Genomic DNA, 12921 nt, shown 5'->3' on the forward strand with positions numbered 1-12921 from the left:
CGAACTTAACCGGTGTAGCTTCGGGTCGTGACTGATCAGATTCGTTGGGGCGTTCTCGCCACGGGCGGGATCGCCGCACGCTTCGCACGCGAGCTGGCGCAGGTGCCCGGCACCGAGCTGGCGGCGGTGGGCTCGCGGACAGCGTCGTCCGCGCAGGCCTTCGCCGCCGAGCACGGGGCGGCCCGCAGCCACGGCTCGTGGGAGGCGCTGGCCGCCGACCCGGACGTGGACATCATCTACATCGCGACCCCGCACTCCCACCACCACGCGGCGGCCTCGCTGTGCCTGCGGGCCGGTAGGCCGCTGCTGGTGGAGAAGGCCTTCACGCTCGACCTGGCACAGGCCCAGGACCTCGTCACCATCGCCCGGGAGCGGCAGCTGTTCCTGATGGAGGCGTTCTGGACGCGCACCCTGCCGTCAACGCTGAAGATCCAGGAGCTGATCGCGGACGGCGCGCTCGGCGAGGTCGTCTCCGTGCAGGCCGCGTTCGGCATCGGGCTGGACCCGGACCCGTCGCACCGGCTGCGCAACCCGGAGCTGGGCGGCGGCGCGCTGCTGGACCTGGGCGTCTACCCGATCGGCTTCGCGCAGCTGCTGCTCGGCGAGCCGAACCAGGTCCGGGCGTGGGCGCACCTGTTCCCGGAGGGCACCGACGAGCGCACCAGCATCTCGCTGGGCTTCCCGTCGGGCGCGGTGGCGTCGCTGTACTGCGGTGTGAACGGCGACGTGCGCAACGCCACGATCGTCGGCACCCGGGGCCGCATCGAGCTGCCGTGGGGCTTCCACGCCGCCGAGCGCTTCGTCCTGCACCGCACCGGCGCCGACCCGGAGGAGTTCGCGACCGCCCCGACGGGCCTGCACTTCGAGGCCGCCGAGGCGACCCGCTGCCTGCGCGCGGGCAAGCTCGAATCGGACCTGGTCCCGCTGTCGTCGACGTTGTCGGTGATGAGCACCCTGGACGCGGTCCGCGCCCAGATCGGCGTCACCTACTGAAAAAGATCTCGCGGGTATGGCGGGAGCGGCCCGCCATACCCGCGAGGTCTTTCAGAAGATGGGGCGGACCACCACGTACGCGATGACGGCCGCGACGGCCGCGCCGGGGAACGTGAGGATCCAGGCCATGATGATGTTGCCCGCGACGCCCCAGCGGACGGCGGAGAACTTCTTGGTGGCGCCGACGCCCATGATCGCTGAGGTGATCGTGTGGGTGGTGGAGATCGGCAGGCCGTAGTGGGCCGCGGTGAAGAGCACGCCGCTGGCCACGGTCTCGGCAGCGAAGCCGGCCATCGGGTCGAGGTGGATGACCCGGCGGCCCAGGGTGCGGATGATGCGCCAGCCGCCCGCGTAGGTGCCCAGGGCCAGCACCGTGGCCGACGTCCAGAACACCCACTCGGGGATGGTGTCGTTCGTGCTCTGGAAGCCGCCGGTGTAGAGCGCCAGCACGATGATGCCCATGGTCTTGGCGGCGTCCTGCATGCCGTGGCCGACGGACATGGCCACCGCCGACAGCGACTGCATGATGCGGAAGAAGCGGTTGAGCGGGGTGGGCTGGAACAGGCGCCCGGACTTCTTCTTCGCGGTCGCCTTGGCCAGCAGGAACACGGCCCACAGCAGGGCCAGCATCAGCAGCGCGCCGAGGATGAACCCGGTGGCCGGGGACGCGACCATCGGGATGACGACCTTGTCCACGATGCCGCCCCACAGCACCTCGCCCTGTACGCCGAACGCGATCGCGGCGAGCATCGCCCCGACCAGGCCGCCGATCAGCGCGTGCGAGGACGACGAGGGGATGCCGAAGTACCAGGTCAGCAGGTTCCAGGCGATGGCGCCGACGACTCCGGCGAAGACGATGCCCAGGCCCGCCTCGCCCTCGGGCGGGGTGATGATGCCGCTGCCGACGGTCTTGGCGACCGACGCGCCGAAGTGCGCGCCGACGAAGTTGCCGATCGCCGCGATGCCCAGCGCGATCCGCGGGGTCAGCGCCCGGGTCGACACGCTGGTGGCGATGGCGTTCGCGGCGTCGTGGAAGCCGTTGGTGTAGTCGAACACCATGGCCGCGAGGATGACCGCGAGCACCGGGATGAGGAGCTCGTTCACGTCACGCACCCCCGCCGGAACCGGCGATGAGGGCGCGCATCAGGACTCCTTGACGGCGATGGTCTCGACGGTGTTCGCCACGTGCTCGAAGGCGTCACAGGCGGCCTCCAGCTCGTCGGCGACCTCCTTCATCTTCAGCACGGTCAGCGCGTCGTACTCGCCGCTGAACAGCCGGACCAGCAGCATGCGGTAGGTGCGGTCGCCGTCGTTCTCCAGGCGGTTGCACTCGACCCAGTAGTCCTTGAGGCCCTTCATCTGCTTGAGCCGCGGCATGGCCAGGGCGGTGACCTTGGCCTGCTGGTCGAGCACGTCGATCATCTCGATCATCTCGCGCGGCAGCGCCGGGAGCTTGGTCAGGCCGTACAGGTAGACCAGGTTGCCCACGGCCTCCAGGTGGTCCATGACGTCGTCGAGGCCCGACCCGAGGCGGTAGATGTCCTCGCGGTCGAACGGCGTGATGAACGTTGAGTTGATCTTGTTGTACAGCTCGTGCGTGATCTGGTCGCTGTCGTGCTCGACATCGGCCAGCCGCTCGCTGACCGACTGCACGTCAGCGCCGGGCAGCGCCAGCTCGGAGAGCAGCTCCGTGCCCCGCACCAGGTTCTGGGCGGCACGGGAGAACATCTCGTAGAAGGCGCCCTCTTGGGGGCGGAGTGAAAACTTCACCGCAAGCACCTTTGGTTTGGTGGTGTCATCCGGACGGTCTAGTCGGGGGGAATGCTAAGCACTGTTACCCGGCGTTCGTGACCCGGTCACCCAGCGCCTTCTGCCCTTCATGGCCCGTTCACCTGCCGTTCACCTTCGACACCCTGCCCGTTTCCTCACGTTCCAGCCTCTTCGTCTCGGCTTGCGGGTCGAAGCCGGCCGGTGGATAGCTCAGACGCAGGCGTTTCAAGGCATCGAGGATGAGGTTCGCCACCGCCCAGTCGCGGTACCACTTCCGGTCCGCCGGGACCACATGCCAGGGGGCGTGATCAGTCCCACACCGGCTGATCGCGTCCTGGTAGGCCTGCTGGTACGCGGGCCAGTAGGCGCGGTTGTCGACGTCGTCCGGGTTGTACTTCCAGTACTTCGTGGGGTCGCGCAGGCGCTCCAGCAGGCGGCGGCGCTGCTCGTCGTACGAGATGTGCAGCATCACCTTGACCAGCGAGAACCCGCTGTCAGTCAGCTCACGTTCGAAGTTGTTGATCTTTTCGTAGCGCGGTTTCCACACCCGCGGGGGCGCCAGCTCGCGCACGCGTACCACCAGCACGTCCTCGTAGTGCGAGCGGTTGAAGATGCCCAGGTATCCCGGCAGCGGCAGCGCCCGGCGGATCCGCCACAGAAAATCGTGCTGGCGCTCCTCGGCCGTCGGCGGCCCGAACGCGGTGATCCGCAGACCCTCCGGATTCATGGTTCCGGCGACCTTCTTGACCGTGCCGTCCTTGCCGCCGCAGTCCATCGCCTGCAGCACCAGCAGCACCCGCCGCTGGTCGGCCGGGTTGCACTTGGCGTTCGCGAACAGCATCTCCTGCTGCCGGGCCAGCTCCGCCCCCAGCGTCACCAGCTCGGCCCGCGCCCACCCCTTCGGATCCCGCCGAACCTCCTTGCGATCCGGCAGCCCCGGCGTCCCCGCCGGATCTATCGCCCCGAGGTCCACCCCCGACCCGACCCGCAGCAATTCGGACACGTCCGCCACATTCCGATCATTGCGCACAACCCACCCTCCCGACCGAACATCCCCAACTTCCCCCACGCCCGACCGGGTTGATCATGAACTTGTGGACGCGCTCGACGGAGTGCCGCTACCCCACCCCCGTGATCAACTACCGGATCCCGGGCAGCGGGGCATTACGGGGAGACGTGGGCAAGCCAGCGGTGGAAGTGGGTGGTGAAGGGTTCCTGGTTGGTGCGGACGGCTTCCAGCAGCCACTGGGCGGCGGCGCGGGCCTGCTTGACGACCTCGTCGGGGTAGTTGAACTTGGCCTGGTGTGCGGCGAACTCGTCCTCGTCCACGAGTTGCACCTCGCCGGTGAGCCGGATCTTGCGTACGTCCAGGTCCAGGTCGGTGACGGTGACGGTGTCGTCGTTCCAGGTGGCGGGGGTGGTGATGTCGCAGTACACGGAGGTGTTGCGGGGGGCGGCGTTGAACATGGCGGTCCACCAGCCGGTGTGCGGGACCAGGACCACGCCGGGGATCTCGTACACCTTGCCGGTGTCGCTGACCGTGCCGCTCGGGATGCCGAGCCAGGTGCCGTGCTCGTCGCGGCCGAGCAGGGTGGCCGGGAAGGCCCGGTGCGTGCTCCCGTCGAACTTGCGGATCTCGACCCGTACGACGCCCATCCGACTACCTCGTTTCACGGCGGTGGCGTACACCCTCGCACCACCGCGCAACGATGCGGGGGTGACGCGGGTCGCGCCCACAATGCGCCATGTTCCCAAATCCGACGGCGAGGTGGAAGACCGTCGGTCCCAGCCGGTACGGTCAGTCGGTGCCGCCGAAGAAGAAGCGAACACGTGACCACAGCGCCCTCGACCTGCTAGAGGCCGCTGTCGGTGCGGTGCCCGGCGGCTCGGCCCGGCCCGGCCAGCAGGCCATGACCGCGGCCATCTCCACGGCGATCGAGTCCGGCGACCACCTGCTGGTGCAGGCCGGCACCGGCACCGGCAAGTCGCTGGCCTACCTCGCCCCCGCGCTGACCGTCGACGGCCCCGTCGTCATCTCGACGGCGACGCTGGCGCTGCAGTCGCAGCTGGTCGAGAAGGACCTGCCGCGCATCGGCAAGGCGATCTCCCCGCTGCTCGGCCGCGAGCCGACGTTCGCCCTGCTCAAAGGCCGTCACCACTACGTGTGCCTGGCGAAGCTGGAGCACTCCGACGAGCAGGACCCGCAGGACTCGCTGTTCGACGCGGGCACCAGCGGCAGCGGCGTGAAGTGGCTCGGCGAGTCGGGGCGGCTCGGCAAGCAGATCGAGCGCATCCGCGACTGGGCGATGGAGAGCGACACCGGCGACCGCGACGAGCTTGACCCGGGCGTCGACGACACGGCCTGGCGCATGGTGTCGACCCCGGCGCGCGAGTGCGTCGGCGCGGCCCGCTGCCCGTACGGGCCGGACTGCTTCGCCGAGCTGTCGCGTGCCCGCGCCCGCGAGGCCGACGTGGTGGTCACCAACCACTCGCTGCTGTCGGTCGACATGATGGCCGGGCGGCACATCGTGCCCGAGCACAAGCTCCTGATCATCGACGAGGCGCACGAGCTGGCCGACCGGGTCTCCAGCGCCGCCCAGGCCGAGCTGACCCCCGACGCCGTGGACCGCACCGCCCGCGCCGCCCGCGCCTACGTGGAGGGCGAGGAGTACCAGTCCCTGGTCGAGGCCGCCGACGCGCTGACCGTCGGGCTGGCCGAGACCCCGGCCGGGCGGATCACCGGCAAGCTGCCGACGGGCATCGTCGAGGCCTGCACCCTGCTCGACGGGGCGACCCGGCGCGGGCTGTCCCGGATCGGCGAGATCAAGGCCGACGACCCCGACCCGGTGCGCAAGCAGCAGGCCAAGTCGCTGCTCGACGAGGTCTCCAAGACCGCGCAGCGGCTGCTGGAGGACAACGAGCACGACGTCGCCTGGGTCGAGCACGAGCCGCGCCGCGCCCTGGTCGTCGCACCGCTGTCGGTCGCCGGACTGCTCGGCGAGAAGCTGTACGAGGACCGCACCGTCATCGCCACCTCGGCCACGCTGACCCTGGGCGGCAACTTCGACACCCTCGCCCGCTCGCTGGGCCTGCCGGTGAGCCCCAAGACCCCCGCCAAGCCGGGCGCGCCCCCGGCGTTCGCCTCCGGGCCGGGCTGGAAGTCGCTCGACGTCGGCTCCCCGTTCGACTACCCGAAGCAGGGCATCCTCTACGTCGCCGCGCACCTGCCCCGGCCTGCCGCGTCGGGCCTGCCGGACGCGACCGGGGCGGAGCTGCTGGCGCTGGTCGAGGCGCTCGGCGGGCGTACCCTCGGGCTGTTCTCGTCTCGCAAGGCCGCGCAGCAGGCCGCGGAGCTGCTGCGGGCCAAGACGAACCTGACGGTGCTGCTGCAGGGCGACGAGGCGCTGCCGCTGCTGGTCCGCAAGTTCCGCGAGGACCGCAACAGCTGCCTGCTCGGCGTCATGTCCCTGTGGCAGGGCGTGGACGTGCCCGGTGACGCCTGCCAGCTGGTCGTCATCGACCGGCTCCCGTTCCCGCGCCCCGACGAGCCGCTGGCCTCGGCCCGCTCAGCGGCCGTCGACGAGGGTGGCGGCTCCGGCTTCGCCGCCGTGAGCGTGCCGATCGCGGCCATCCGCCTCGCCCAGGGCGTGGGCCGCCTGATCCGCTCCACCTCCGACAAGGGCGTCGTAGCCGTCCTCGACTCCCGCCTGGAGACCGCCCGCGGCTACGGCGCCTTCCTCCGCGCCAGCCTCCCGCCCTTCTGGTACACCACCAAGCAGGACATCGTCCTCAAATCCCTCAAACGCCTCAGCGAAAGCTGACCCCGGCCGGGCTCTCCGGCAGTTTCCGGGAAACTGCGCGAATCCGGCGCGCGATAGCCGCACTTTCCCCGAAACTGCACGACCGCCGGGTGCGCGCCGCGCGGGCACGGGGGTCAGCAGTCGCAGTCGCAGCAGTCGCAGTGTTTGCAGACCTTGCAGCATTTGCAGACGTCGCAGCAGTCGCCGCAGTCGCTGCAGTCGCAGTTCGTGCACCAGCCCTCGCGGGGCAGGCCGCTCCACGGGCCGGGGTACGGGTCGCGGCAGCAGACCTGGCAGGTGCAGCACATCCAGCTCGCCACGGCGCAGCCGAAGATCGGGCCGCGCGTCGCGGGCGGCCGTTCGACCTGCGGCCACCAGCACGAGCCGCTCCCCGACGGCTGCGGGGGCTTCGGCGGGCGGCCCTTCTTGCCGGGCTGGACGACCGGCGGGTAGTAGCCGGGGTCCGCACCGGTGAAGGTGCGCTCGATGGCGTGGTCGACCTCGTGCACCAGCAGCCGGTGCACCAGCTTGCCGTCGGCGAGCTCCACCTCGGCCAGGGCCAGCCGCAGGCCTGCCGCCGCGTCCCGTGCGAGCACCCCCGCCTGCGCGAACGACGCGCCGGTGGCGAGCAGCGGATTCCACGCCCCGGTGGCCCGGTCGGCGGCCACATCCTCGACCGCGTCGAGCAGGTGCGCGATCCGGCCGAAGAAACGTCCCGCCTCGGCCAGCGGCTCGGCGTTGCCGGGCCGTCCCGCCAGCACGGCGGTGTGCGCGAACGCGGCGGCCGTGGCGAGTTCGGTCGGCTCGGTGACGGTCAGCAGCGAGCCGCCCAGCATGATCGCCTTTTCGACCTCGCGCTGGCCGTACACGGCCGCCAGCAGCACGCCGGTGTCCAGACCGAGGTCCAGCCCGGAGCGGTGGGCCCGCGCGGCCCAGCGCCGGGCGACCAGGCGCGCGCCTGCGGCGACCGGTCGGCGGGCGTACGCCCCGTCGCCGTCGGCCACGTGGTCGGACAGCTTGGCCGAGGCCAGCACCAGCGAGACCGTCGCGGCCAGCCGCGCCCCCACCCCCTCGGCCACGAGGGCGGTGCGCATACCGCGCAGCGGGCACGGCCCGGCGGTGCGCCGCTGGACGGTCGGTGACTGCGCCTGGGTCAGCGCGGAGATGATCAGGCCGTCGTAGTTGGTGACGATGCGGGCCGCCTGGCCGTGCTCGTCCCGTAGGGCGAGGCACAGCCCGCACAGGTGGCCGAGCCACTCGCCGTGCAGCCGCTCGGACAGGCTGTGCGCGCAGGGTCTGATGATGCCGAACACGCGCGGCAGCCTAGGCGACGCGGGCTCGCTCCGTGGGGCATGTGTCGCCCTGCCGACCGTCGCCGACTGCCACCACGTCGGCTCCGCCGGACGTCAGCCGAGGTCAGAGATACAGACCGGTGGCGTCGGGCTCCACGCGGGAGGCCGCCACGGCGTGCACGTCGCGCTCGCGCAGCAGCACGTACGCCTCGCCGTGCAGTTCCACCTCGGAGCGCTCGTCCGGGTCGAACAGGACCCGGTCGCCGACCTGGATCGCGCGCACGTGCGGGCCGACGCCGACCGCGGTGGCCCAGGACAGCCGCGTCCCGACCGAGGCGGTGGCCGGGATCACCAGGCCCGCGGACGAGCGCCGCTCCCCCTCGGCCGCCTCCTGCTTGACCAGCACCCGGTCGTGCAGCAGGCGGATCGGCAGACCGGTCTCGGCGGTGGCGGGGTTGAGTGTCACGCGGGTCAGGGTACTTCCCCCATGATGCGATGGTCGCAGGCGACTAACGTGGTGACGTTGCCTGTCCCCGGGAGGACACCAGTGGGTCGTTTGGACAACTTCAAGGCGAACGTGCGGCGCGCCTACGAGGCGAGCCGTGCCAGCGCCCGCGCCAAGCGCGAGCAGGACGAACGCGAGCGCGAGGACGCCGGGGCACCGCTGCCCGAGCCGGTCGAGCCCGAGTTGCAGCACTACTCCACGGCCAGCCGCGACGACGTCGACGTGCCGTACAGCCTGCGCATCGGCGCGGCCTGGGCCTGGCGCATCATCGTGCTCGGTTTCCTGCTGGTCTACCTGCTGCAGTTCCTCGGCAAGATCAGCATCGTGATCGTGCCGGTGCTGATCGCGATGCTGCTGGCGGCGCTGCTGGGGCCTGCGGTGCGCTGGCTGAACCACATCCGGGTGCACCGGTCGCTGGCCACCGCGATCGTGGTGCTGGTCGGGCTGGCCGCCGTCGCGGGCACGCTGACCCTGGTGATCAACCAGTTCGTCAACGGGCTGCCCGATCTGACCAAGAACGCGGCGGAGGGCATCCAGCAGATCCAGACCTGGCTCAAGAACGGCCCGCTGCACCTGACGGACGCGCAGCTCGGCAGCGCGATCGACTCGGTCACCAAGTCCATCACGACGAACAAGGAAGCCCTGACGACCGGCGCGATCACCACGGCGACGACCGTGTTCGAGGTGCTCAGCGGCCTGTTCCTGGTCATCTTCACGCTGTTCTTCTTCCTGCGCGACGGCCGGGTCATCTGGCGCTTCCTGCTGCGGCTGGTGCCCAACCAGGCCCGCGAGCCGCTGGACCGGGCCGGGCTGGCCGCCTGGGGCTCGCTGGGGGCGTACGTGCGGGCGACCGTGCTGGTCGCGTTCATCGACGCGGTCGGCATCGGCATCGCGCTGGCGCTGCTGCGGGTGCCGTTCGCGCTGCCGCTGGCCGCGCTGGTGTTCCTCGGCGCGTTCATCCCGATCGTCGGCGCCACCCTGTCCGGGGCGGTCGCGGTGCTGGTCGCGCTGGTCACCAACGGGCCGCTGACGGCGCTGCTGGTGCTGGCCGCGGTCATCGCCATCCAGCAGATCGAAGGCCACCTGCTCCAGCCGCTGATCATGGGACGGGCGGTGGCCATCCACCCGCTCGCGGTGATCCTCGGCATCGCCGCGGGTGTGGTGCTGGCCGGGATCGTGGGCGCGCTGATCGCCGTACCGCTGATCGCGATCCTGAACACGGCGATCCGGTCGCTGGCCGGACGCCCGCAGCCGGAACCCGACTCGGTGATCGTCAAAGCGCCGCCCGCACCGGCCGCCTGAGGCACGAAACCACGAAGGGCTCCGCCGGTATGACCGGCGGAGCCCTTTCGTCGTGACGGCGGTGTCAGGCCGCCTGGGGCGGGTAGTGCGGCTGCGGCGGGTACGGGTAGCCCGGATACGTCGGGTACGCCGGGGCGGGCGGGGGCAGCAGCACGGGCACCGGCACCACCGGTTCGGCGGGCATCGGCACCGTGCGGGCCACCCCGTCCGGGAACGTCATCCGGTAGGCCGTGCCGTCGAAGAAGGCAGGCGGCACCTGCGGATCGCGCCCCACGAACGCCGCCCGCGCGGTGCTCAGCACCTGCAGCAGGTCGCGCTCCTCGGTGGCACTGCGGTCCCGGTCGGCGGCGCTCACGTCGAGGCCGCGGTTCATGCCGTCGCGCACCAGCGCCAGCCGGGTCGCGGCGAACTGGAACTGCTTCATCGCCTTGCGGCCCGGATCCCCGGCGACCCGCTTCGCCCACACCCGGGCCGCGTTCCTGCGCGACAGCGTGCCCATGGCCGCCACCTCCGGCGGCGTCAGCCAGCCCGCCATCGCGTACGCGGGCAGCACCTGCAGCGCCAGCCGCCCCTCACGGGCCCGCACCCACAGCGCCACGCCGATCATCGACAGGAACACCGGCACCATGACCGCGATGTATCCGTACAGGAAGAAGTAGGGGCTGATCTCGGCGGACAGCGTCGCCATCAGGTTCCACGAGCCGTGCAGGATCATCGCCAGCAGCAGCCCGCCGATCGGCGCGCACCAGCGCACCCAGCTGCTCGCCGAACGCGCGGCGATGCCGATGCCGATGCCGGTCATCGAGGTGAACAGCGGGTGGGCGAACCCGGAGATCAGGATGCGGCCCAGGAACATGCCGAAGACCAGCTGCGCCCCCGAGTACGGACCCCACTGCTCGTTGCCCGTGTAGAAGCCGTGCCCGCCCAGGTAGAGGATGTTCTCGACCATCGCGAAGCCGACCCCGGACAGGCCGCAGTAGACGATGCCGTCGGTGATGCCGGACAGCTCGCGGCGGCGGCGCCACAGGATCCACAGCGGGAACGCCGCCTTGCCCAGCTCCTCGATGAACGGCGCGACGACCGTGGCGACCACCGTGTCCGGCAGCGTCACCACGTTCAGCCAGCCGGAGAAGAACGAGTTGACGCCCAGCGCCAGCAGCGTGGCCGGGAACGCGCCCCACAGGAAGCTGATCACGAGCAGTTTCGGCGGCTCCGGCTCGTACCGGTCGAGCCACAGGAACGCGGCGACCAGCACCGGCACCGGCAGCAGCGCCGCTGACAGGCCGACTCCGAACGCCAGCGGCCCGATCTTCCAGCCGAGGTAGCCGAGCATGCCCAGCGCGGAGCCGCCCACCACGACGATCGCCAGCAGCAGCGGCAGCCAGCGCCGGGGGCGCTTGACCGGCAGTGTCGGCTCCGGCAGCCCCGGCGGCAGGCCGAGTCCGGCCGTGCCGACAGCGGCGGGTTCGGAGGCGACCGGTGCCACCGCCGCAGGCGCCACGGGTGCGGGCACGTCCGGCTTGGACAGCGACATGGCGGGGCCGGAGGAGTCCGGGGGCTGCCACGGCTGGGCCGGTGCGGTCGGCTGCCACCCGGGGGGCGGCGGCCACGGTGCGGGAGGCGGGCCGCCGTCGCCCGTGCCGGGTGCGGTCCCAGGAGTCGGGAGGTCGGACATGGCCGCAGCCTACCTCCGCTATGCTCGGCGAAAGGTCACGAGTGTCAGCCGCTCTCACATTCGCCTGCGCAAGCGGTCGAAGGTGTCGAAAGATGGAGCAAAGCCCCGGCTTGCTGACCGGCAACCCTCTGTAGTTCGCGGTGGGGTGCCCCGGGTGATGACCGGGCCCAGCCCGTTGACGTGCTGGGCAAGCGCGGACCACTGCCTCCGCTAGTGGCTCGTCCGGCGACCGCCTGAACCGCGGCCGCTCTGGCGTGCCCACCAGCGGCTCAGGGGTCCCTGACCCCGGAGGTGCCCCATGACCGCGATCGCCCAACGACCCTGCAGCCCGGTCGAGGCCGCAGACCTCGCGCCCGTACGCGTGGCCGAGCCCGAGCTGACGGTGCTCGGCGTGCCCGGCCAGATCAACCTCGACTACGCCGCCACCGCGCCCTGCCTGAAGGCCGCCGCTGACGCGGTCACCGCCCTGCTCCCCTGGTACGGCTCCGTACACCGGGGCGCGGGCGCGTTGTCGCAGCGCTGCACGCTGGAGTACGAGCGCGCCCGGCAGACGGTCGGCGACTTCGTCGGCGGGCGCGCCGACGACCACGTGATCTTCACCCGCAACACCACCGACGCGCTCAACCTGCTGGCCCACGCCCTGCCCACGGGCACGACGGTGATCACGTACGCCGGTGAGCACCACGCCAACCTGCTCCCCTGGCCCAACGCGGTGCGCCTGCCGGTGCCCGGCTCCCCCGAGGCCGCCGTGCGCTACCTCGCCGCGGCGCTGGCCGAGGTCCGCCGGGGCAACGCCGAAGGGCAGATCCTGGTCGCCGTCACCGGCGCCAGCAACGTCACCGGCGAGCTGTGGCCGGTCGCGCAGCTGGCCCTGATCGCGCACCGGTTCGGGGCCCGGATCGTGCTCGACGCCGCGCAGCTCGCCCCGCACGTGCCGGTCGACGTGTCCACGCTGGACGTCGACTACGTGGCGCTGTCCGGGCACAAGCTCTACGCTCCGTTCGGCGCGGGCGTGCTCGTCGGCCGGGGCGACTGGCTCGACGCCGCCGCGCCGTACCTGGCGGGCGGCGGGGCGACCAGCGGCGTCGGCGACGCCACCCACGACGTGCGGTGGACCACCGGCCCGGCCCGGCACGAGGCGGGCACGCCCAACCTGCTCGGCGCGGTCGCGCTGGCCGCGGTGTGCACCACCCTGGAGGCCGCCGACCGGTACGCGCTGCACGCCGAGGAGCAGCGCCTGCTGGCCAAGCTGCGCGAAGGACTGGCCGCGCTGCCCGACGTCGCCGAGCTCCGCACCTTCGGCGCGGACGCGGCCCGGATCGGCGTGGTGTCGTTCGCGGTGCGGGGCCGCGACTCGGCCGAGATCGCCCAGCGGCTGGGCCGCGAGCACCAGATCGGGGTGCGCGACGGCCTGTTCTGCGCCCACCCGCTGGCCCGCCGCCTGCTCGGCGAGGCCTCGGTGCGGGCGGGCTGGGACGGCGTGCCCGCCACCGCGCTGCGGGCCAGCATCGGCATCGGCACCACCGACGCCGACGTCGACGCCTTCCTCGGCGCGCTGCGCACCATCGTCTGAGCCGCCGACGC

The 12921-nt window shown here is 71.7% G+C and carries 11 protein-coding genes and 1 riboswitch; of the genes, 4 read left to right on the top strand and 7 right to left on the bottom strand.

Features of this window, described 5'->3' with window-relative positions; genetic code table 11:
• Window positions 1-27 precede the first annotated feature (27 nt).
• Window positions 28-993 (top strand): Gfo/Idh/MocA family protein, encoded by a 966-nt coding sequence (locus HAV40_RS28685; protein WP_239086889.1) that lies wholly within the window; start codon window positions 28-30, stop codon window positions 991-993.
• A 51-nt stretch (window positions 994-1044) separates the two neighbouring features.
• On the opposite strand, the gene HAV40_RS28690 is transcribed toward HAV40_RS28685, so the two are convergent.
• The 4 genes from HAV40_RS28690 to HAV40_RS28705 all read right to left on the bottom strand — a co-directional run bounded on the left by HAV40_RS28690 (window position 1045) and on the right by HAV40_RS28705 (window position 4419).
• Entirely contained in the window at window positions 1045-2097 is a 1053-nt protein-coding gene (locus HAV40_RS28690) for an inorganic phosphate transporter (protein WP_166386663.1), read from the bottom strand.
• A gap of 39 nt (window positions 2098-2136) precedes the next feature.
• The gene (locus HAV40_RS28695) at window positions 2137-2763 is read right to left on the bottom strand and encodes a DUF47 domain-containing protein (protein WP_155375534.1); all 627 of its coding nucleotides are present in this window, start codon (window positions 2761-2763) and stop codon (window positions 2137-2139) included.
• A 118-nt stretch (window positions 2764-2881) separates the two neighbouring features.
• Entirely contained in the window at window positions 2882-3775 is an 894-nt protein-coding gene (locus HAV40_RS28700) for a PPK2 family polyphosphate kinase (protein ID WP_166386664.1), read from the bottom strand.
• A 152-nt stretch (window positions 3776-3927) separates the two neighbouring features.
• Entirely contained in the window at window positions 3928-4419 is a 492-nt protein-coding gene (locus HAV40_RS28705; RefSeq protein ID WP_166386739.1) for a DUF402 domain-containing protein, read from the bottom strand.
• An 89-nt stretch (window positions 4420-4508) separates the two neighbouring features.
• Here HAV40_RS28705 and HAV40_RS28710 point away from each other — a divergent pair, with 89 nt between their 5' ends.
• Window positions 4509-6584: an ATP-dependent DNA helicase gene (locus HAV40_RS28710; RefSeq protein WP_166386665.1), complete on the top strand. Its 2076-nt coding sequence runs from the start codon at window positions 4509-4511 to the stop codon at window positions 6582-6584.
• Between the two features lie 113 nt (window positions 6585-6697).
• Here the strand turns inward: HAV40_RS28710 and HAV40_RS28715 are convergent, their stop codons facing one another.
• Both HAV40_RS28715 and HAV40_RS28720 read right to left on the bottom strand, forming a co-directional pair.
• The gene (locus HAV40_RS28715; protein WP_166386666.1) at window positions 6698-7876 is read right to left on the bottom strand and encodes a DUF5685 family protein; all 1179 of its coding nucleotides are present in this window, start codon (window positions 7874-7876) and stop codon (window positions 6698-6700) included.
• A gap of 103 nt (window positions 7877-7979) precedes the next feature.
• Window positions 7980-8321 carry a GroES family chaperonin gene (locus HAV40_RS28720; RefSeq protein ID WP_120317331.1) on the bottom strand — a complete coding sequence of 114 codons (342 nt, stop codon included), beginning with the start codon at window positions 8319-8321 and terminating at the stop codon, window positions 7980-7982.
• 81 nt (window positions 8322-8402) lie between these two features.
• Between HAV40_RS28720 and HAV40_RS28725 the strand changes: the two genes are divergently transcribed.
• Entirely contained in the window at window positions 8403-9662 is a 1260-nt protein-coding gene (locus HAV40_RS28725) for an AI-2E family transporter (RefSeq protein WP_239086888.1), read from the top strand.
• Between the two features lie 64 nt (window positions 9663-9726).
• Here HAV40_RS28725 and HAV40_RS28730 read toward each other — a convergent pair whose 3' ends face one another.
• Window positions 9727-11196 carry a PrsW family intramembrane metalloprotease gene (locus tag HAV40_RS28730; protein WP_166386743.1) on the bottom strand — a complete coding sequence of 490 codons (1470 nt, stop codon included), beginning with the start codon at window positions 11194-11196 and terminating at the stop codon, window positions 9727-9729.
• A gap of 222 nt (window positions 11197-11418) precedes the next feature.
• A riboswitch (SAM riboswitch) is annotated at window positions 11419-11537 on the top strand.
• Window positions 11538-11635: 98 nt separating this feature from the next.
• On the opposite strand from HAV40_RS28730, the gene HAV40_RS28735 reads away from it, so the two are divergent.
• Window positions 11636-12910: an aminotransferase class V-fold PLP-dependent enzyme gene (locus tag HAV40_RS28735; protein ID WP_166386667.1), complete on the top strand. Its 1275-nt coding sequence runs from the start codon at window positions 11636-11638 to the stop codon at window positions 12908-12910.
• Window positions 12911-12921 lie beyond the last annotated feature (11 nt).

It is taken from the genome of Catellatospora methionotrophica, assembly GCF_011297335.1.
In the GTDB taxonomy this organism is placed as follows: domain Bacteria; phylum Actinomycetota; class Actinomycetes; order Mycobacteriales; family Micromonosporaceae; genus Catellatospora; species Catellatospora methionotrophica.